This window comes from Frankia sp. AgB1.9, from assembly GCF_016786355.1.
Taxonomy (GTDB): Bacteria; Actinomycetota; Actinomycetes; order Frankiales; family Frankiaceae; genus Pseudofrankia.
The window spans coordinates 1-20,645 of sequence record NZ_JADWYX010000022.1; the positions used below are offsets into that span (position 1 = coordinate 1).

Annotated in this window: 16 protein-coding genes and 1 pseudogene; 10 read left to right on the forward strand and 7 right to left on the reverse strand. The window is 71.3% G+C overall.

Annotated elements, in window-relative coordinates; all coding sequences use genetic code 11:
- Positions 1-68: 68 nt before the first annotated feature.
- Positions 69-1,022, reverse strand: a pseudogene (locus I6A60_RS10645) (tetratricopeptide repeat protein); the annotation flags it as partial.
- 156 nt (positions 1,023-1,178) lie between these two features.
- On the opposite strand from I6A60_RS10645, the gene I6A60_RS10650 reads away from it, so the two are divergent.
- From I6A60_RS10650 to I6A60_RS10670, 5 genes are all read left to right on the forward strand, one after another.
- Positions 1,179-1,364 carry an FxLD family lanthipeptide gene (locus I6A60_RS10650; RefSeq protein WP_203021457.1) on the forward strand — a complete coding sequence of 62 codons (186 nt, stop codon included), beginning with the start codon at positions 1,179-1,181 and terminating at the stop codon, positions 1,362-1,364.
- A 131-nt stretch (positions 1,365-1,495) separates the two neighbouring features.
- On the forward strand, positions 1,496-3,496 hold the full coding sequence (locus tag I6A60_RS10655; RefSeq protein WP_203042250.1) for a lantibiotic dehydratase family protein: 2,001 nt from the start codon (positions 1,496-1,498) through the stop codon (positions 3,494-3,496).
- Positions 3,493-4,515, forward strand: a complete 1,023-nt coding sequence (locus I6A60_RS10660; protein WP_203021459.1) for a lanthionine synthetase C family protein — start codon at positions 3,493-3,495, stop codon at positions 4,513-4,515. Before I6A60_RS10655 ends, I6A60_RS10660 begins: the two co-directional genes overlap by 4 nt.
- Positions 4,516-4,584: 69 nt before the next feature.
- Positions 4,585-6,621: a methyltransferase, FxLD system gene (fxlM, locus tag I6A60_RS10665; RefSeq protein ID WP_203021460.1), complete on the forward strand. Its 2,037-nt coding sequence runs from the start codon at positions 4,585-4,587 to the stop codon at positions 6,619-6,621.
- A gap of 15 nt (positions 6,622-6,636) precedes the next feature.
- Positions 6,637-7,725, forward strand: a complete 1,089-nt coding sequence (locus I6A60_RS10670) for a hypothetical protein (protein ID WP_203021461.1) — start codon at positions 6,637-6,639, stop codon at positions 7,723-7,725.
- 163 nt (positions 7,726-7,888) lie between these two features.
- On the opposite strand, the gene manA is transcribed toward I6A60_RS10670, so the two are convergent.
- Positions 7,889-9,235, reverse strand: coding sequence for a mannose-6-phosphate isomerase, class I (gene manA / locus I6A60_RS10675; protein WP_203021462.1), 1,347 nt, complete (start codon positions 9,233-9,235; stop codon positions 7,889-7,891).
- A gap of 73 nt (positions 9,236-9,308) precedes the next feature.
- The gene (locus tag I6A60_RS10680; protein ID WP_041259744.1) at positions 9,309-9,701 is read right to left on the reverse strand and encodes a metallopeptidase family protein; all 393 of its coding nucleotides are present in this window, start codon (positions 9,699-9,701) and stop codon (positions 9,309-9,311) included.
- A 472-nt stretch (positions 9,702-10,173) separates the two neighbouring features.
- On the opposite strand from I6A60_RS10680, the gene I6A60_RS10685 reads away from it, so the two are divergent.
- The 4 genes from I6A60_RS10685 to I6A60_RS10700 all read left to right on the forward strand — a co-directional run bounded on the left by I6A60_RS10685 (position 10,174) and on the right by I6A60_RS10700 (position 13,647).
- Positions 10,174-10,593 (forward strand): DUF3499 domain-containing protein, encoded by a 420-nt coding sequence (locus tag I6A60_RS10685; protein ID WP_203021463.1) that lies wholly within the window; start codon positions 10,174-10,176, stop codon positions 10,591-10,593.
- A gap of 225 nt (positions 10,594-10,818) precedes the next feature.
- On the forward strand, positions 10,819-12,177 hold the full coding sequence (locus I6A60_RS10690) for a phosphomannomutase/phosphoglucomutase (RefSeq protein WP_203021464.1): 1,359 nt from the start codon (positions 10,819-10,821) through the stop codon (positions 12,175-12,177).
- 8 nt (positions 12,178-12,185) lie between these two features.
- Positions 12,186-12,389 (forward strand): Trm112 family protein, encoded by a 204-nt coding sequence (locus I6A60_RS10695; protein WP_203021465.1) that lies wholly within the window; start codon positions 12,186-12,188, stop codon positions 12,387-12,389.
- A gap of 106 nt (positions 12,390-12,495) precedes the next feature.
- Complete coding sequence (locus I6A60_RS10700; protein ID WP_203021482.1) at positions 12,496-13,647, forward strand: SIS domain-containing protein; 1,152 nt, start codon at positions 12,496-12,498, stop codon at positions 13,645-13,647.
- Positions 13,648-13,802: 155 nt separating this feature from the next.
- Here the strand turns inward: I6A60_RS10700 and I6A60_RS10705 are convergent, their stop codons facing one another.
- The gene (locus tag I6A60_RS10705; protein ID WP_203021466.1) at positions 13,803-16,145 is read right to left on the reverse strand and encodes a transglycosylase domain-containing protein; all 2,343 of its coding nucleotides are present in this window, start codon (positions 16,143-16,145) and stop codon (positions 13,803-13,805) included.
- A gap of 453 nt (positions 16,146-16,598) precedes the next feature.
- Positions 16,599-17,129, reverse strand: coding sequence for a MerR family transcriptional regulator (locus I6A60_RS10710; protein WP_307873628.1), 531 nt, complete (start codon positions 17,127-17,129; stop codon positions 16,599-16,601).
- Positions 17,130-17,297: 168 nt separating this feature from the next.
- On the opposite strand from I6A60_RS10710, the gene ahcY reads away from it, so the two are divergent.
- Positions 17,298-18,599, forward strand: coding sequence for an adenosylhomocysteinase (gene ahcY / locus I6A60_RS10715; protein WP_203021467.1), 1,302 nt, complete (start codon positions 17,298-17,300; stop codon positions 18,597-18,599).
- 110 nt (positions 18,600-18,709) lie between these two features.
- Here ahcY and I6A60_RS10720 read toward each other — a convergent pair whose 3' ends face one another.
- Together I6A60_RS10720 and I6A60_RS10725 are read right to left on the reverse strand one after the other, a co-directional pair.
- On the reverse strand, positions 18,710-19,621 hold the full coding sequence (locus I6A60_RS10720; protein WP_203021468.1) for an RDD family protein: 912 nt from the start codon (positions 19,619-19,621) through the stop codon (positions 18,710-18,712).
- The gene (locus I6A60_RS10725) at positions 19,618-20,640 is read right to left on the reverse strand and encodes a stage II sporulation protein M (RefSeq protein ID WP_203021469.1); all 1,023 of its coding nucleotides are present in this window, start codon (positions 20,638-20,640) and stop codon (positions 19,618-19,620) included. The genes I6A60_RS10720 and I6A60_RS10725 overlap by 4 nt, the downstream gene beginning before the upstream one ends.
- Positions 20,641-20,645: the final 5 nt, after the last annotated feature.

Genomic DNA, 20,645 nt, shown 5'->3' on the forward strand with positions numbered 1-20,645 from the left:
CCTTCACCTGGACCAAGACCGCCGACCAGATCCTCACGAAAGCCAACCGTCAACACACTTCAGAGACACGCCACTAGAAGCGCCCGCGCGGCGGAGGGCTTGTCGCCGAGGGCGGCGTGGGCTCGGGCGTGGGTGATGTGCAGAAGCGCTTCGGTGGCACCGTCGGCGTGGCCTTGAGCGCGCCTGAGCGCGGCTTGGATGAGGTCGCGGCTGTGCTGGTGTTGGTCCAGGCTGAGGGCTTGGTGGGCAACGGCGCGCATCATCCAGGCGGCGTGCGCGTTCGGGTCGGCTTCGACGGCGAGCTGGAACCCGAGCATGTAGTACTGCTGGGCTGCCCCTTCCTCGCCGAGGTCATGGTGTTTCCAGCCCAGCAGCCACGCCAGTTCGGCCACGGCAGCGTAGGTGTCGCACCGGACGGTGCCGCTGGCGAAGCGTCCGATCAACAGCGGAGCGGCGGTGTCGGCGAAGTAGGTCGCGGCGGTGGACAGGCCGTGCCCACCGCCGAGGACTTCGTCGGCCGCAGCGAATGCCCCTGTGATGTGCCGAATCACCATGATCTCTGCGGCGCCGACCCGTGTATCTCCGGTCCGCGCCCGCAGTAGCCGCGAGACCGGTTCGGCGTCGTAGTTCAGCGGCATCGCCACGTCGGAGGCGGTGTACACGGCGGCGGCCAGGTAGCTGCGGTGCTCGACATCGGCGCGGCCAAGGAGGGTGGCTGTCTCGATGGGCTGTGCTCCGGCCAACCGCGGCTCGCTGCTTTCCGCGAGGCCGAGCTCCGTGAGGGTCACCGGGCGTCCCGTCCGGCGCGACAGAGCCTCGGCCAGGTAGAGGGCCGTGCGCTCGACGGGGGCGACGCCCGCGACCCAGTGGGCGACAGCCGATTTGTTGGTCCGCAGCGCTTCACCGTTCTCGGCCGCGACGCGGACTACGGCGCGCGCCACTCCGTCGTAGCCCAAACCGGACCCGGCGATGGCCTCCCTGAGTCGATGATTCGGGGCGCGCTGGTCAGGTGCCCTTGGCATCCGATTCCCACCTGGATAAACCGACTAAACGCTCTGGGGCACCTACGACCATAGCCGCCTGTGGTCGCGTCGTCGTTCACTGATGCCGGCTCAGAACGCCGCGCCCATTCTGCGGTGCGTCAAACGTCTAGTGGTTTCAGCGAGGGAGTAGTGCATATGAGCACTCCGACGATCGACCAGCCCTCCACGGCGAGCCTAGCCGAGGATCTCTCGGCCGGCTTCGACCCGTTCGACCTCGACATCACCTTCATCGAGGACACCCCCGCCGCCGACACGATCTTGATGTGCAGCACGAACGACACATGCGGGAGTTCCTGCCCGAGTGCCTGCACGACGTCCTAGATCTTCCTGCCGCGGCTGCTAGTTCCTCGAGGGCCGCTGCCAAGCCCCTCCCGTTTGTGGATCGGAATGAGATGACTCGGTCGCGACGCAGGCAGTACCGGCGCTTCGGTCCGCCGATGCTGAGGGCCACGGTGAATCTCACCGCCCCTGAACTCCCTACTTGGCCTGGGTCGGGTGCCTCGGTGGATCAGTGGCGGTGCTGGCTCGGCCCGGTCTGGGCAGACGAGACGTTTCAGCGGACGGTCGCCTCTGCCAGCCCGGACTTGGCCCGCCAGGTTGCGTCGATCCTCTGCGGGCGGCAGGTGGAAGCTCGTCGGGCGCGCCGGGCGGCGCTGGCCGTCGCCCGGTATGCCATCCGCTACGCCTGCCGTTCCACGCCGTTCGGGCTGTTCGCTGGCGTCGCGCTCGCCGACTTTGGAGAGCGGACCGCGGTGCGGGTCGGGCAGGCCCACGAGATCATCGATCGGGCCGATTCGGCGGCGGTGGAGGCGCTGGTCAGGGCAGGGGAGGCGGACGCGGCCGTGATGGCCGGCCGGGAGGTGTGCGTCAACACCCTGACCCGGGTGGCGGACAGCCGGGTGCATATACCGGCCGAGGGGACCGCGGAGTTCTCGATGGCGCTGACCGCGGCGGTGGCGCTGGTTCTCGACGCCGCCAGCGCACCCATCTCCTACACCACGTTGCTGGGGAAGCTCGCCGCCGAATTCCCGGAGAGCATCGAGCCGGGCAGGGTCGGGCTGGTGGCCGAGTTGCTGCGCACCGGTCTGCTGCGGTCGGGCCTGCGGGCCCCGGCAACCGTCGTCGATCCATCCGACGTCCTTCCTGCCGCAACGATGCCGGGTGGTGAGGTTCCGGGAACCGTGGTCCGGAGGGCATCGGACGTGCGGCTGGACGCGCAGGTGCGGCTGCCCGAATCGGTGGCGGTCGAAATGGAGACCGCCGCGACGGCGCTGGCCCGGCTGGCGACGTGCCCACGGGGGACCGGGCCGTGGCACCGCTACTTGGAAATGTTCGCCGACCGGTTCGGCGAGGGCATCGAAGTCGCCTTGCTGCGGTTGACCGACTCGGCGACGGGGCTGGGGATGCCGGACGGGTTCGGCGCGGCGTCGGAGCCGCCGCGCCCGATGTCGCGCCGCGACCGGCTCCTGCTGGACCTGGCCGGGGGCGCCGCGCTGGAAGGCCACCGGGAGGTGGTGCTGTCCGAGGCGATGATCGAAGAGTTGGAGGTGGCCGCAGGCGACCCGCCGACCACCCTGGCTCCGCATTTCGAGGTGTGCGCGCAGGTCGAGGCGGCGTCAATCCAAGCATTGGACCGGGGTGATTTCCGGCTGCGTCTGCACACCGTCTCACGGGCGGCCGGGACGATGACAGGCCGGTTCTGGCACCTGTTGCCCGGAGCCACCGAACTCACCGGCCTGCCCACCGTGGCGGTGGGGGCGAGACTGGCGCAGCTGTCGTTCCACTCCTCCCGGCTCGGGGCCGACCTGCTTACCCGTGCACCGCAGGTGCTGCCGGAGGTGGTGAGCGTGGGCGAGTTCCGGGGGAGCGGCGAGCAGGTGCTGCGGCCGGCTGATCTCGCCGTCGGAATGGAAAACGGTCATCTGTATCTCGTGGTGGCCGCGACGGGCGTCCGGCTGGAGCTCTTGACCCCGACGGCGATCAACTTCGTGTGGAACAACTTCACGCCACCGCTGGTCCGGTTCCTGGCCGAACTCAGCCGTGCCGCGACTCCGCAGGTGACGTGGTTCGACTGGGGAGCCGCGTGGACGTTGCCGTTCACCCCGGCGCTGCGCTATCGGCGCAGCCTCCTGGTCGCCGCCCGCTGGCAGCTGCGCGCCCGAACCATGTCGGGCACGAATGCCCTCCTCGGCCGACAAGCGCCGGTACGTGCGTGGGCGGAGCAGTTGCACGCCTGGCGTGGCCGCGCAGGGGTACCCGAGCGGGTCCTTCTCGCGCTGGACGACCAGCACCTTCGCCTTGACCTCACCCGGGACCTAGACCTCGACCTGCTCCGCACCCATCTGGCCGCGAATCCGGTCGCCGTGCTCTATGAAGCGCCGCCGCCGGATGCCGACGGCTGGATCGGCGGGAGGGCGCACAGCATCGTCCAGGCGGTGGCGGCCCACCCATGAGCGCGACCTTGACGAAGCAACTCAGGACCCAGGCATTGGCCGAACAGGGGCTGGGCGTGGCGCTGCTGCATCTCGAACGCGGTGACCGCGCGGCCACGCGCTCTTTGCTGACCGACGCGGTCGCCGGTGGCGTGAGCACCGGCGCGAACGCGAGCCTGTTCCACGGCGCCCCGGCGTTGGAATTCGTGCTCGGCCGTACGGGCAATGCCGGGCAGGCGGTCACCGCCGCCGTTGATCGGGTCGTGGCGGCTCGTCTGGCCGCTGCCGCCCGGCGGCGGAAGGAGGGGCAGCTGCCGGTGCTGGCAGAGTTCGATCTCGTCCAGGGCCTGGCCGGTCTGGGAGCAGTGTTGCTGTCACGCCCCCACGCGTCCCAGCTCCGAGAAGTGCTGGCCCATCTGATCGGCCTGGCCTCCCCGGCCGCGGCTGATCCGTCGGTGCCGGGATGGTGGTGCGCGGACGGGCTGGGGCATGAGGAGATTCCCGGCGGGCACGGCAACAACGGGATGGCCCACGGCGTCGCCGGGATTCTGTCGCTGTGTGCGCTGGCCGCTTGCCACGGTGTCGACGTGCCCGGCCAGCAGCCGGCGATCGAGACGTTCTCCGACTGGTTGGAACTCCACGGCGGCTACTGGACGACCCGCGACCAGCTCACCACCACGAAACCGACGATGCCGAGGGGAAGGCCGTCGTGGTGCTACGGAGATCTCGGGATCGCCCGTGCCAGGCAGCTGGGCGCGATCGCCCTTGGCGATCGGGCACGCGCCCGATCGGCCGAGAACGCCGCGGTGGCCGCTCTGGACGATCCGGTCCGCATCGCTTTGATCACTGACGCGTCCCTGTGCCATGGCTGGGCGGGGCTGCTGGCCCTCACCCGCGCCATCGCCGCTGACAGCCCGGACCCCGGCCGGCTCTCCGGCCGCGTGAACCAGCTCGCCGATCGTGTCGCTGCCGGGATCAACGACCTCGCCAAACCGGGGTTCCTGGAAGGCCGTGCTGGTGCGCGAACGAGATTCAGGTGATCAGCAGGGCGCGGGTCCAGCCGATGACGTCGGTCCCTTCCTCAGATCTGAGCGGAGCGACCAGACACGATGGACTGGAACGACGAGAACCTCCCGACCTCCGAGACTCCGGAGTGGTGGCACGCCACGATCTCCTTCCCCGGCAGAACCGGAGTGCACGCGAAGGCCGCGACCGCGCTAACGGAGAGGCTGACAGGGCAGCGTTGGCACTTCCTGCGTAAGGAGGGAAAGCTCCGGCTGCGCACCGCACATCCCGCTAACGAGATCCTTGACGACCTCGTCGTCGACCAGCTTGCGTCGCTCTGGATTGGCGGCGTGTACGAGCCCGAGACCGCGGCATTCGGCGGTCCGGCCGGCGTGGTGCTGGCGCACGACGTCTTCTGCGCCGACAGCCCGCTCGCCCTGACGGAGACCGGCGACCCGCGAGCGCGGGAACGGTGCGTCCTGCTGTTGTCCACGATGTACCGAGCCGCCGGCCTAGACCCTTTCGAGATCGGGGACGTGTGGGCGCGCCTGGCGGCGCTCCGCCCCCAGATCGACCCACCCGACCCGGCTGGCCGCACCGTGGCGGTCGCCGGGATGCGGCGGCTGATGCACGCCGACGCCGCACAGCGGGATACCACCGAACCCGGCTGGGCTGAGCGCGTCGCCGCGTTTCACACTGCCGGGCGCGACCTGGCGCGGCTTGCCGCCGACGGCCGCCTGACGCGGGGGCTGCGCGCCGTCCTCACCCACCACGCGATCTTCGCCCTCAATCGCGCCGGGATCTCGCCGCACCAGCAGGCGGTACTCGCCTGGCTCGGCCACCACGCATCCTTCGACATCGACACGACCACCGCCGTTACCGCGCCCGCTGCCCCAAACCTCAACCGCGTGGAGTCCGCCATCATCACGACGACCGATCCCACCGAGCGCCGCGAAGCCCTGATGACCGCGCTCACCGCTTCCGGCCATCTACGCACTCCCGAGATCATCGCGGCTTTCCGCGCCGTCGAGCGGCACACCTTCATCCCTGACGCCAATATCGAGAACGCCTACATCGACGACGCTGTGCCGATCAAGCGCGACGAGCACGACGAGATGGTCTCCTGTATCTCCGCGCCGTCCATCGTGGCCACCCAGCTGGAGCAGCTGGGTGCGCGGCCCGGCGACAAGGTCCTGGAGGCCGGGGCCGCTACCGGCTACAACGCCGCGCTCCTCGGCCGCCTGGTCACGCCGGGCGGGCATGTATGGACCGTGGACGTCGATGACGATCTTGTCGGCCATGCCGCCGCTTGCGTCGCGGCGTCAGGCGCGGACAACGTGTCGGTGCTGATGGCCGACGGGGCGACGGGACTCCCCGCGCACGGCCCCTACGACCGAATCCAGTTCACCGTGGGTGCTGGCGACGTCCCCTTGGGCGTGTTGGAGCAGCTGGCCCCGGGCGGACGATTGGTCATCCCAATGCGGATCCGCGGCAGCATCTCTCGCAGCTTCGCCTTCGAGCGCGCCGACGACGACACCTGGAAGATCGTCTCGTGCGAGATGGCGTCGTTTGTGCCGCTGCGCAAAGGCATGTGCGACGACGTCCACACCCTCATCCGCCACGAGGGAGAAGGCGACGTCAGGCTGGACACCTTCAGCGAGCAGCAGGTCGACCGGGAGGCGATGCGCACGATCCTCGACCAGCCGTCCCACAGGGTCTACACCGGCGTTAAATTCCGGCAGGGATCAGCCTGGCAGTGGGTCTACCTGTGGCTGGCATGTGTCCTACCCAACGGCCTGTCTCGAATGCCCGGTCGACGGCCTGGCTTCACCCCGCACTTCGGCTGGGGTTCCATGGCCGCCCTCGACAGCGACAGTCTGGCCTACCTAACCGTTCGCGAAGGAGACGACGGCATAGGCCGGTACTGGGAGATCGGCGTCATCGGTCACGGCAGCGGCGCCGCCGCCCTCGCCGAACAGGTCTCGACCGCGATCGCCGAGTGGGATCGCGACTACGGCAACGACGCGCCCGAGCCCGGCTACCGGATGGCCACTGCGGCGCACCGCGACCTGCTCAAGGCGACCGACCCGCGATTCATCATCGACAAGCGCCTCAGTCGTCTCGTCGTCGACTGGCAGTAGAAGACGGTGAGCGCGATGAACCCCACGATCGCCGACCGTATCCCGCTGGTCTGCCGGTCCAAACCGCCCGGGACTTCGCTGGAGATCCGCATCGCCGAACTCACCGCGCTGACCGTCGAACTCCCAGGCGCGGACCACCACGACCAGGTGGCCCGCGCCTGCGGGGTCCTCAACTTCGCCGCCCTCATCGCCTCCGACGCCGGCCTGCCCGACCTTGCCGCCGACCTGTGCTGGAAGCAGCACTGCGTCTTTGCCGACGCCGAACACCTGGAACCGGACATCGCCGTGATGGGGCTGATGCCGATCGTGAACATTGCGCGGCTGCTGATCCGCGAGGGCGACGGCAACGCCGGCTACGACATCCTCCACCGGCTGTACCGCGCCGCCCAAACCCGCGGCGCCACCAGCATCCGCGACCGCGACGTCGATCTCGCCCCGTGGATCCTCACCACCGGCCACCACCAGAAGATCTGCACCGAACTGTGGATCACCCTGCTCATCGACGGCGCCAGAGCCCTGGCCCGACAGGGCCGCTGGACCGAAGCAAGCCAAGCTATGGCCGCCCACCGAGGCATCGGCAACCGGCTCCTGGACGGCCGCCAAATCAAAATCATGGCCCTGCAGGAGGAAGGCCGCACCGACGAGGCCATCGCGACGATCGACTGCACCACACCGACCGAACCTTGGGAGAAGACTGTTGCCGCACTTCTACGCCAAGCCATTCAACCGGGCTCGCCGGCCCGGAAGGGACTGGACCGTACGGTGGAGGAGACGCTCGCGCTGATGAGACAACCTGACCCGATGACCGCCCTGTTCCGGGTCCGCCTAGGGCTGACCGCCTTCGACCTGACCGCCGCCACAGGCCACGCCGCGGACCTGCGCGCAGCGCTTATCGACGTGGCCACCTCCGATGCCTATGCCGCTCGTGACGTTCTTGGCCACGCCCATCTACGCGGCCAGATGACCAGCGAAGAGGAAGACAAGCTCGCCGGACAGCTGGCCGCTGCATTCCTCGGCGCGCGGACCCTCCCCACCAGCCACATGGACGCAGTCGACGCAGCCGTCGACACGGCAGAACACCAGCTACGCTCGCTCCTCCGCTAGGACTCACCGGATCGCGCAGCGCAGTAGAAGCCACCTCGGTGCCAAGCAGGTGCGGCTCCAGTCGGCTGGAGATGGAGACGTTGAAGTCGTACGCCGCGCTCACCCTCCCCATGGTGAGGAGCGCATTGGCCAACCAGAGGTGCTCCAGCTGCCGTGAGCGGTGCTAGGCGCGGACGCCTGGGCGGGCGGCGAACACCCGGCCGGCGCCTCGCAGCGTGACCGTGGCCGGGCCGGTGAGCATCGCGGACTGGCCCCGCGTGAGCCGCAGTGACGAGCCGCCGGTAGCCGCGCCTGCCGCCACGTCCTCGCCCTTGCCGGGGTCGCCCTCGGGGGCGTCGGCGGGGCCGCCGGTCGCGCCCACCTCGACGTCGACGGTGCCGTCGACGGCCAGCAGGACGGCCGGGCGGTTCAGGGTGACCTCGCCACCGGCGCAGATCGCCTCGGCGAGCACGAAGTCGTCGACCGGGACCGGCCAGTAGCGGACCAGCCCACCCGTGCCCGCCCGCAGCGTGCTCGCCCGGAGCACCGGAGCGTCCGACGGGGCCGGGTCGACCAGCCGGAGCAGCTCGTCGACGTCGATGTGCTTGGGAGTCAGGCCGCCGCGCAGGACGTTGTCGGACGTCGCCATGATCTCGATGCCGACGCCGTGCACGTAGGCGTGCAGCAGCCGGGCGGGCTGGAACAGCGCCTCGCCGGGGCTGAGCGTGACGTCGTTGAGCAGCAGCGCGGCGGCGATGCCGACGTCGCCGGGATGGGCCGCGGCGAGCCGGCCGACCAGGTCGGCGGCCCGAGCGAGGTCGGCGGCGCCGGCCGAGGTGGCACCGGACGAGGCCTCGGCCCGTTGCGAGACCGTCGCCGCCGCGCGGGTGAGCTCGCCGGCCAGCGCCCGGCCGCGCTCGCGCGGCAGTGTCAGCAGGGTGCGCAGGACCGTGGCGGCGCCGCCGTTCGGGTCCGTCACCAGCGGGCGGAAGGCCGCCGAGAGGTCGGCGACGCCGAACGCCTCGATGATCGCGAGCGTGCGGGCCGGCGCCCGGACGCCGGCCAGCGCCCGGAACGGGGTGAGCGCGACGATCAGCTCGGGCTTGTGGTTCGGGTCGCGGTAGCGGCGCTCGGGCGCGTTGCGCGGCACGCCGGCCCGCTCCTCGGAGTCGAAGCCGGCCCTGGCCTGCGCCCGGTCGGGGTGTACCTGCAGCGACAGCGCCTTCTCGGCCGCCAGCACCTTCAGCAGGAAGGGCAGCTGGCCGACCAGCTCGGCGGCCGGGCGGCGCCGGCCGGCGTCGTCGCAGTCGGACGGGGCGACCGGGTGGGTGCCCAGCCACAGCTCGGCGGCGGGCTCACCGCTCGGCGCCTCGCCCAGCAGGTCGTAGATCGCGTCGGGCGAGCCCCAGGCGTAGTGCTGGACCTGGCCGTACAGCGGCAGCACCCGTGGGCTCGCCGCCTCGGCTGGCGGGGGCACCGCCCCGGCGGGCCGGGGCATGGGGGCACCGGCGATCTGGGTGTCTGCGCTCATCGCGTCGCGCTCATCGTGTCGCTCTCCAGCTGGCCGGGGCTTCGCCGAACGACCACAGAGTACGGGCCGGCCGTTACTCTTCCTCGCCCCAGCCGTGGCCCTCGGGGTCTATGACGGCCGGATCGACGCCGAGCATGTCGGCGACCTCGTGAATGATCGCGTCGAGGACGAGCTCGGCGAGGTCCTCGGTGTCGACCGCGCGGGCCTCCAGCGGGCGCCGGTAGACGACGATGCGCCGGGGCGTCGCGGACCGGCCCCGGCCGGTGGCGGGCTGGTAGAGGGCCAGCGGGACGACGTCGTCGGAGACGCCCACCGGTGGCACGTCCTCCACCGCGAACTCGACGCCGGCCAGCTGGTCCGACCAGCGCAGGTCGAGATGCTCCACGGCGTCGAGGACGAGATCGTCGAAGCGCTCGCCGCGGGTCGAGTACGCGGGGACGTCCGGTGGGAACAGGGTGCCGCGCATCCCGCGGCCGCGCCGGTCCCGGCGGCGGCGGGCTGGGATCGGCCGCCGCGTGGCGACCGGTAGCCGGACGGTCGCCGGGCGCTCGGGCGCGGTGGACTGAGCTGAGGCAGGCGCTGACACCGAAGGCGCGGCCGCCGCCGGCTCGGAGCCAGCCGCCGGTCCGGAGTCAGCCGCGGAGTCGGAGCCAGCCGCAGAGTCTGAGCCAGCGGTTTCGTCCACCACCGAGCTAGCGTAGCCGGCCGCGGCACGGCTCGGCGCCGACCCGCGTGGCGTGATCCAGGCCGGTCGGGCGGGACGACCCGGCGAGCGGAGCGGGCGGCCGCCGCGCGGGGTGTGCGAGAGGGCTGAAATGCGCGCAATTGGAAGCGCAGAGTGATTGGATGAGGCAGTTTACGTCACGAGCGTGGCTTGTCCGGCGCGACACGGCGGCCGGTGGTGGCCGCCGCCCGTTCCGGGGTCTACCGTCCGGAACGTGAAGCCCCGGCGCTGCTCCCGCTCGGCCTGTTCCGCGGTCGCGGTCGCCACGCTCACCTATGCCTACGCGGAGTCCACCGCGGTGCTCGGGCCGCTGTCGCCGTACGTCGAGCCTCACTCGTACGACCTGTGCGGGCCGCACGCCGACCGGCTGACCGTCCCGCGCGGCTGGGCGGTCGTGCGCCTCGACCCGGAGCCTCCGCGCAACCCGGCCACCGACGACCTCGAGGCACTGGCCGACGTCGTCCGGGAGGTCGCGCGCCCCGCGCCGCTGCCCGGTGACGCGCCCGGCTACGGGCCGGCCCAGGGCTACGGTCCGGTCCCGGGTCACGGCCCGGTCGTCGGCGCCGGCCAGGAACCCCCGCGCGACGACCCCGGCGGCCGCCGGGGCCACCTGCGCGCGGTTCCCACGTCCTGAACCCGGGCGAGCGAGCTTCGGCTCCCCGACGGGCCCTCGGAGATCCTCCCGCCCGCGGTGGTGGATAGGGTCACTCCGACGCCGAGACCGCGCGACACGCACTGACCACGTCGCCAGGCGGGCGTCGACCGGATCCGCGTCCGTGGGACTGTTGTTCCGCGTGACTGTGGAGACGAGCCGGGCGGTGACAGCCGCCGCCGAGACGGGTGCGGAAGGTGGAGGGCAATGGGGCTTGACCTCGCCCGGATCTTCAAGGCGTATGACGTGCGCGGGGTCGTGCCGTCCGAGTTCGACGCGGACATCGCCCGCGCCACCGGCGCGGCGTTCGTCCGGCTGTTGGACGCCAAGGAGATCGTGATCGCGCACGACATGCGCGAGTCGTCCGGTCCGCTGTCCGCGGCGTTCGCCGAGGGCGCGACGAGCCAGGGCGCCGACGTCGTGCTCGCCGGGCTCGGGTCGACGGACCTGCTGTACTTCGCCGCCGGCTCGCTGAACCTGCCGGGCGCGATGTTCACCGCGTCGCACAACCCGGCCAAGTACAACGGCATCAAGATGTGCCGCGCCGGCGCCGCGCCCATCGGGCAGGAGACCGGGCTCGCCGAGATCCGCGACATGGTCGCGACCGGGGTTCCCGAGTTCACCGGCACGCCGGGCTCGGTCCGCGAGATCGACCTGCGCGACGCCTATGTCGCCCACCTGCGCGGACTGGTCGATCTGTCCGGCATCCGGCCGCTGAAGGTCGCGGTGGACGCGGGCAACGGCATGGGCGGCTACACCGTGCCGGCGGCCTTCGCCGACCTGCCGCTCGACGTCGTCCCGCTCTACTTCGAGCTGGACGGCAGCTTCCCGAACCACGAGGCGAACCCGATCGAGCCGGAGAACCTGCGCGACCTGCAGAAGGCCGTCCGGGACAGCGGCGCCGACATCGGCCTCGCCTTCGACGGTGACGCCGACCGCTGCTTCGTCGTCGACGAGCGCGGAGAGCTGGTCACCCCGTCCACCATCACCGCGCTGGTCGCGGAACGGGAGCTCGCCCGTGAGCCGGGCGGAACCATCATCCACAACGTGATCGTCAGCAAGGCGGTCCCGGAGCTGGTCCGCAAGCTCGGGGCGGTCCCGGTACGCACCCGCGTCGGGCACTCGTTCATCAAGGGCGAGATGGCCCGGACGGGCGCCATCTTCGGCGGCGAGCACTCGGGCCACTTCTACTTCCGGGACTTCTGGCGGGCCGACTCGGGGATGCTCGCGGCCCTGCACGTCCTGGCCGCGCTCGGCGGCCAGGCCGGCCCGCTCTCGGCACTGCTCGACGGCTACGCTCCGTACGCCGTGTCCGGGGAGATCAACTCGGAGGTCGCCGACGCGGCCGCGTCGATGAAGGCCATCGAGGCCGAGTACGCGCACAAGGCCACCGATATCGACCACCTGGACGGCCTGACCATCTCGCTCGCGGACGGCTCGTGGTTCAACCTGCGGCCGTCCAACACCGAACCGCTGCTGCGCCTCAACGTCGAGGCGGGGGATGATGACACCATGAGCCGGCTGAGGGACGAGGTCCTGGCCAGCATCCGTGGTGGAAGGGACTGAAGCGCACAATGAGCCTCGATCCGCTGCTTTTGGAGATCCTCGCCTGCCCCTGTCCGCAGCACGCTCCGCTGCGTCAGGACACGGTGGCCGGCGCCCCGGTCCTCGTCTGCACCGCCTGCAATCTGGCGTTCCCGGTGCGCGACGACATCCCGGTGATGCTGCTCGACGAAGCGAGCCCGTTCCCGGAGGCCGCCGCCCCGGCGACGTCCTGAGCGATGGGCCGGGGCCGGGCTGGCGGCCCCACGCAGGAGCCGGGCCGATCGTGCCTTCCAGCCGGTTCACCGGTTCGGGCGGGTGTGAGGGCGGTTGACTAGCACGGTGTACGTCGACGAGAGCGTCCTGGACGACCCGGCGCGACTGGCCGTGGCCGATCCCGGGGAACTGCTGCGGGAGCTCGCGACCGGCGGTCGGCAGATCCGGGAGACCTGGCGTCTCGCCGAGGAGGCCGGAGCGGCTCAGCTCGGCGCCGACGGGCGGCCCCGGGCCGTGCTGGTCGTCGGCACCGGGGCGGCAGCGGGCGCGGCCGACGTACTCGTCGCCGCGGCCGGAGCGGTCAGCCCCGTCCCGGTCATCGGCCATCACGATCATGGGCTGCCCGGCTGGGTCGGCGTGGCCGACGTCGTCCTGGCCGTCTCCGGCTCCGGACGTTCGCCGCTGACCCTGACCGCGGTCGAGGACGCGGCTCGCCGCGGCTGCCGCATCCTCGCCGTCGGCCCGGCCGACACCCCGTTGCACTATCTGGCCGACCGGGCCAGGGCGCCCTTCGTCAAGATCGACGGCACCCGGCCGGAGCGGGCCAGCCTGTGGGCGCTGGCCACCCCGCTGCTGGCCGTGGGTACCGCCCTCGGGGTCTGCCGGGACGCCGCCGCCGGCGTCGAGGCGGCCGCGGCCCGGCTGGAGGAGATCGCCGGGCGCAGCCGGCCGTCCAGCGAGTCGTTCGTCAACCCGGCGAAGCTGCTCGCCCTGGAGCTGGCCGGCACCCTTCCGATCATCTGGGGCACCTCGCAGGCGACCTCGGCCGCGGCCAGCCGGGCGGCCACCCAGCTCGCCGTCACGGCGAAGTACCCGGTGCTGCACGGTGGCCTTCCGCACCCGGGGATCTACCAGATCGCCGCCTTCGACGGCGTCTTCGGCGCCCGCGCCGCGGCGGCCGACGCCGGGAACGACGAGCTCGACGAGTTCTTCCGCGACCGGGTCGACGACGAGATGACCACCCGGCTGCGGCTGATCCTGCTGCGCGACCCGGGGCACGAGCATCCGGATGTGACCCGCCGCGCCGAGGCGGTCGTCCGCGTCGCCGCCGAACGCGGCGTCGGCGTCACCGAGCTCTCCGCGACGGGCAGCCACCCGGTGGAGCGGATGGCGTCCCTGGTCGGTCTGCTGGACTACGCGTCGGTCTATCTGGCGATGCTGATCGGCATCGACCCGAGCCTCGAACCGGCCATCCACGACCTCGACCGCGTCCGCTGAGGCGGTGGACGCCTCGCGTCCGCCGCGCGCACCGTCACCCCCGTGCGGTGATCGCCGTTTTGGCCCTCTGGTGGTCGTGAATACTTTCTGATCACGACCAGCGCAGGGCCAAAACGGCGATCAACAGCCGCCAAGTGAGGCCGGACCGGCCGCAGCTAGTGGCCGTTGCCGTTTCCGTCGCCATTTCCGTTGCCCTGGCCCGGGAGGCGTGGGCCCGTGGTGTCGCCTCCCTGGCCGGGAACCACCGGGGTCACGGTGACGGTGCCTGGCTGGCCTGACGGGCCGACGATCGGCTGGCCGGTCAGCGGATCGATCAGCACGCCAGGGGATGGCGGCGGCGCCGCCGCGCCGTCGGTCTGGAAGCCGCCCTTCGTGCCCTGAGCGACCGCCGGGTCAGCCTTGGGCAACGCCTCCACGGGTGTGCCCTGTAGCGCCGGCTTCAGTGTCCGACTGAAGATCAGGGCAGGGAGGCCGCCACCGAAGACCTCAGGCCAGACCTTCCCGTCCGCCTTGAGGCCGGCGAGGTTGTACTTCGAGCCGCGAGGGTCGCCGAGCGCGACCGCGGCGGCCATCTGCGGGGTGAAGCCGACGAACCAGGCGCTGGAGTAGTTGTCGTTGGTCCCGGTCTTGCCAGCGGCGGGGCGCCCGATGTTCGCGTTCGGGGAGCCGGTGCCGTTGGTGATGACCCCGGCCAGCACGCTCGCGACCGTGTCCGCGATGCCCTCGGAGATGGCCTGCTTGCACTCGGGCTTCGGAGCGATGTCGACGTTCTCCTTGGAGGAGTCGGTCGCCGAGGTCACGAACCGCGGTGTGCAGTACTTCCCGCCGGAGGCGAAGACCGCGTAGGCGCTGGCCATGTCGAGTGGCGCGATCTGCGTGTTCTGGCTGAGCGTCAGACCACCGAAGGTCGGGCCGAGCTCCAGCCTCCCGTTGGCGTCCGTCGGTGCGTCGCTCTGCGGGATCCCGAGGCGTCGCGCCATGGCCCAGACGTTCGTCACGCCGACCTTGGCCTCGAGCTGGATGTAGTACGTGTTGACCGACTGCCAGGTGCCGTTCCGCATGTCGAAGGTGCCGGATTCCGAGTCCGCGGAGTTGGAGTAGCCATCCGGGCACTTCTTGTCGTCGGTCGTGATGGGGAAGATGCTCTTGATCTCAGGCCACGTGTCGGCGTTCAGGCAGCTCGGCGAGTAGAAACCCGTCGACAGGCCGTAGCCCTGTTCGAGCGCCGTGGCCATGGTGAACGCCTTGAAGGCCGAGCCAGGCTCGAACCCGCCGGTACTGGGCGCGAGGGACGGAAGGTTGATCTTGGTCTGGTTCTGGCTGGTGTCGGCACCGAAGTTCCGGTTCTCGGCCATCGCCAGGATGTTTCCGGTCCCGGGCTGGACGACCGCTATGGGTGCTACGGCCCGGCTGTCCCGCCCGATCGTCGTGTCGACGGCGTTCTGCGCCGCTTCCTGCGCCTTCATGTCGAGGGTCGTGTGGATCTGCAGGCCACCCTCGTACAGCCGCCGCTGCCGCTCTTCCTTGGTGGAACCGAGCGACGGGTCGCTGGACAGCTCGGTCCGGACGTAGTCGCAGAAGAAGGGCGCGATGGAATTGCTGCAGGAGTCGAGCGTGGTGCCTTCCGTGGTGTTCAGCGTGATCGGCAGCTGCTTGGCCCCGGCCGCCTGGGTCGCCGAGATGTACTTCGACGTCACCATGTGGTCGAGGACCTCGTTGCGCCGCGTGGTGGCCGCCGCCTTGTTGGTGGTCGGGTCGTAGCGCGACGGGCTCTGCACCAGGCCGGCGAGCAGCGCGGCCTGGCCGAGGGTCAGGTCCTTGACGTTGACGTTGAAGTAGTGCTCCGCCGCGGTGCCGACACCGTAGGCGCCGTCACCGAAGTAGGCGATGTTGAGGTAGCGGGTGAGGATCTCGTCCTTCGGGAGGATCTTCTCGAGGGCCGACGCGTAGCGCAGCTCCTGGATCTTGCGCCCGACCGACGGGTCCGTCGCGGCCTTCCGCTCGGCCGGGGTCGTCGCGTTCTGCAGCAGCACGTTCTTCACGTACTGCTGGGTCAGGGTCGAACCGCCCTGCTGGACGTCGCCGGCCTGGCTGTTGCGCAGGGCGGCGCGCAGCACGCCCTTCGGGTCGAAGCCGCCGTGCTCGTAGAACCGGGCGTCCTCGATCGCGACGATCGCCTGGCGCATCACCGTGGGGATCTGGTTCCCCTCCACGACGACCCGGTTCTCGGCGCCGTGCAGCGTGGCGACGACGGTGCCGTTGGCGGCCAGGATCTGCGAGTTCTGCGGCAGTGGCGGGGTCGCCAGTACCGAGGGCAGGTCCAGGTAGTGGTCGGCGGAGGCCTTGGCGAACAGGCCCAGCCCGGAGACGAATGGCAGGGCGAGCAGCGCCACCACCAGCGCGATGGCCAGCGAGATGATCGCGGCCCGGCCGCCGAACGCGCGCACGGGGCTGGTCGGGGGCGGCGTGGAAGCCGGCGCCAGTGGGAGGTCGAGCACCGAGCGTCCGCCACCCTCGTCTCTACCGTGCTGTGCTTGCGCGTTGTCACGGTCCTTGACCGCGGCGCTCCCGCCGCGGCCGAGGCGGCCGGCCTGGCCGCCCGCGTGCCTACCGGCGGGGATCGGGCCGTCGGCGCGACGTGCCGACCGACCGGATCCCGCCACCGGTGTCTGCGTGTCCCGTCCGGCAGCCGTGGCCGTCACCCCCAGCGCGAGAGTCCGTGACGTCGGCCCGGCCAGTCGGGACGGGGACGTGTCCGGTGGACCTGTCAAGCATGCGTGAGCTGCCGGAAGGTCGCCCGGCGGCGTCCGGCAGGTGCGCCCGGACTATGAGCCTGCGCCCACTATGAGCCACCGCCCACCATGAGCCGCCGCCCCGGTTCTGCCCGCGCGCTCGGTCGTCGCGGGCATGGACAACCGTACCGGATGCGCCTATGGCTGGACGGGACGGTGTCAGGGCAGGTCGAGGAGGCGTCGGGCCTTCTGCGCCTCGAAGTCCAGGGCGGCGACCGGTGGGTGCGGGGCGATCCGGCGGGTCAGCTCGCCAAGCCGGCGCACGTCGGCTGCGACGGCCGGTTCGGCGAGCACCCGCACCGCGAAGGCCAGATCGCTCGGACTGATCTGGTAGCGGCGCTCCAGCTCGTCCGCGTACGCGGCCGCGACCAGCTCGCGCTCGCCGTACTCCCGATGCCCGCCAGCCGAGCGGGCCGGCGCCACGAGCCCGAGCGACTCCCGGTAGCGCAGCATTCGCGGCGTCGTCTCCAGGACGGCGGCGGCCCGCGCGATCGGCAGCCGCTGCTCCGGGCGCAGCCGGACCTTCGCCCGCAGCCGCTCCAGCACCTCGCGCACGAACCGTTCCTCCCGCACCTGGGCCTCGGCATACGCGCGCCGCGCGGTCGGCAGCCAGGCGGCCGCCCGGCCGGGGACGTCGTGGCCGGTGGCCTGGTTGCCGGCGGTCGCGGGGCCCGGCCTGCGAGCGATCACGGGGCGAAGCGTAGCCCGGGGTGCCTTGGTTGGCACTTAATCTTACATCTCCCTGTCAGCTTTGTTGACACTCCGCGTTCGTCGGCCGATGGTCGAGACGGTGAGCCTGACCATTTCTCGGGCCGCTTCGCGGGCCGTTGTCCCCGCGCTCGCAGGGAGGATCTGAACGTGACCATCGCCGCGTCAGCCCCGGTGCCCCAGAGCGCCCTGCCAGAGCACGACGTCGCCGACCTGTCGCTGGCCGAGCAGGGCGTGGCCCGGATCGAGTGGGCCGACCGGGCGATGCCGGTGCTGCGCCAGGTGCGGGCCCGGTTCGCCAGGGAGCGGCCGTTCGCCGGCAGCCGGATGGCCGCGTGCATGCACGTCACCACCGAGACGGCGAACCTGATGCGCGCACTGGTGGCCGGCGGCGCCGAGGTGGTGCTCTGCGCGTCGAACCCGCTGTCAACCCAGGACGACACGGCCGCCGCGCTGGTCGCGGAGTACGGGGTCTCGACGTTCGCCCGCAACGGCATCGACCGGGACGGGTACTACGCCCATATCGACGCGGCGCTCGACACGGCGCCGCACTACGTCTTCGACGACGGCTGCGACCTGGTGAACACGCTCCACACGGCCCGCACCGACGTGCTGGACGGCGTGCTCGCCGGCTGCGAGGAGACCACCACCGGGGTGATCCGGCTGCGGCGGATGGCCGCCGAGGACGCGCTGCGCTTCCCGGTCGTCGCCGTGAACGACACCGACACCAAGCACATGTTCGACAACCGGTACGGCACCGGTCAGTCGACCCTTGACGCGATCTTCCGGGCGACGAACACGCTGCTCGCGGGCAAGACCGTCGTCGTCGCCGGCTACGGCTACTGCGGCCGCGGGGTCGCGTCGCGGTCCAAGGGGATGGGGGCCAACGTCGTCGTCACCGAGATCGACCCGACGAAGGCGCTGGACGCGGCGATGGACGGGTTCCGGGTGCTGCCGATGGCGAAGGCCGCCGCCGTGGGGGACGTCTTCATCACCGTGACCGGCAACCGGGACGTGATCCGGCCGGAGCACGTCGAACTGATGCGGGACGGCGCGATCCTCGCGAACTCCGGGCACTTCGACGTGGAGATCGACGTCCTGGGCCTGGCCGCGCTCGCGGTCGAGGGCCCCCGGCGGGTGCGCCCGAGCACCGACGAGTACGTCCTGGCCGACGGTCGGCGGGTGCTGCTGCTCGCCGAGGGCCGGCTGGTCAACCTCGGCGCGGCGGAGGGACACCCGGCGGCGGTGATGGACATGTCGTTCGCCGACCAGGCGCTGACCGCGGAGTGGCTGGTGCACACGGCCCGGTCGCTGGAGCCGGGCGTCCACGACGTGCCCGCGGAGATCGACAAGCAGGTGGCGAGCCTCAAGATCGAGACGATGGGCCTGGAGATCGACACGCTCACCTCGACCCAGCAGAACTACCTGAACTCCTGGCGCCACGGCTCCTGACCTCGATACCTGACATCGCCCTGTTAGGTATCCGCCGGATCGCCCACGTCATCCCGGCTCTTTCTGACATCATGTTGTCAGACTGTGCCCCTGAAGCGCGCGAACGCCGGTCAGCGGGCGGAGCCGGGCGGCATGGTCGGGATCGGGATCGATCCGCCAGGACCGTAGCCGGGAATCGGCGGGGGTGGGCCGGGCCGCTGCGCCAGCAGGTGCGCCGGGTAGTACTTCAGCGGGATACCCGGGATCTCGCCCGGTCCGTAACGCGCCCGGGAGATCGCGCGCAGCCGCTGGTAGGAGCGCCGGGTCCGTTCGGCCAGCACGGCCGACAGGTAGGCCCAGCCTGGCGTTCCTGGCGGAGGCGCCGGGGTGACGACGGCCCGGACCTGGGCGACCAGGTCCGCGCCGATCCGTTCCCTGGCCTCCGGGGACAGCTCGTGCACCCGGCCGAGGAACCCGCGCACGGTGCCGGTCAGATCGTCGTCGAGCCCCGTGAGGTCGAGCCGGGTCACCCAGCCGGCGAGCGGCCCCGCCACCATCGGCACCGCGCCGAGCAGCGCCGGCACCGACTCGTGCACCACGACGGTCCCCGCGAACAGGTCGCCCAGCCGCTTGGCCCGGCTGGAGAACAGCATCGCCAGCACGGCCGGCAGCCCGACGAAGACGCCAGGACGTTCGACGACGGCGCCGATGAGCCCGCGGGTGAACGCGTGACGGAACCGGATGGGACCGCCGTCGTCGCGGACCACCCGCAGCTTCATCACCATCTTCCCGATGGTGCGGCCGCGTAGGAAGGTCTCGCAGACCACCGGATAGCCGAGCATCGTCGTCACGTAGACGAGCAGCACGGTCGCCGCGGTCAGCGCGTCGTCCTGCGGGTTGATCGCGATGAGCGCGGTGACCAGCGTCCCGTACAGCACGAAGATCTGGATGACCAGGTCGAGCAGGCCGGCGACCATCCGGGAGCCCAGCCGGGCCGGCCGCAGGTCGATCGCGACGGCTTCGCCGGTGACGACCCGGCTCACCCGGTCACCGCCTCGGTGACGGGGACCAGATCGCCGGCCAGCTCGGCGTCGAGATCGCCGGTGTCGCCGGTCGCCGCGGCGCGTGAGCCGTAGACCCAGACGTAGCCGACGAACAGCGACCAGGCGATGGCGCCGATCCCGATCCGGACCGCGGTCGGCAGGCCCGACGGGGTGACGAAGGCCTCGATCACGCCGGAGACAGCCAGCGCGACGGCGAGCCCGAGTGCTATCGACAACGCGGCCCGGCCCTCGGCGGCCAGCGACTCGACTCGTCGTCGGCCGCCTGGCGAGATGATCGACCAGCCGAGCTTCAGCCCGACGGCGCCGGCGGCGAAGACGACCGTCAGCTCCAGCAGGCCGTGCGGCAGGATCAGCGAGAAGAACTCGCCGCCGTGACCACAGCTGGACATGTAGCCGCCGTCTACTCCGATGTTGATCGCGTTGTTCAGCAGGACGAACAGGGTGGGCAGGCCCAGCGCCACGCCGGACGCGATCGCCTCGGCCGAGACCCAGGCGTTGTTCGTCCAGACCTGGCCGGCGAACGAGCTAGCCGGGTTCTCGCTGTAGTACGCCTTGAAGTCGTGCTGGCAGAGCGCGGCCACGTCGCTCGGCGGGATCAGGTTCTCCCTGGCGTTCGTGTCGTGTGTGATCCACAGCGCGCAGGCCAGCGCGAGCAGCAGGGATCCGACCGTCGTCCCGATCACCCACCACCGGCGGACGTAGACCGCCGAAGGGAAGGTGGCGACGAAGTACCGGCCGACGGTCCGCCAGCTGGACTCGGTGCCGCCGGTCACGGCGGCCCGAGCCCGGATCACGAGTGACGACAGGTCGTCGACCATGGCCTGGTCGTGGGCTCGGCCACGGACCACCGAAAGCTGGGTGGCGACGCGCTGGTAGAGCTCGACCAGCTCGTCGAGCTCCGAGCGCGACATCTTGCGCGGCCGGTTCGCCTTGTCGACGAGGTGGCTGAGCCGGAACCACTCCGGTCGATGGACGGCTACATACGCGTCCAGATCCATGGCAC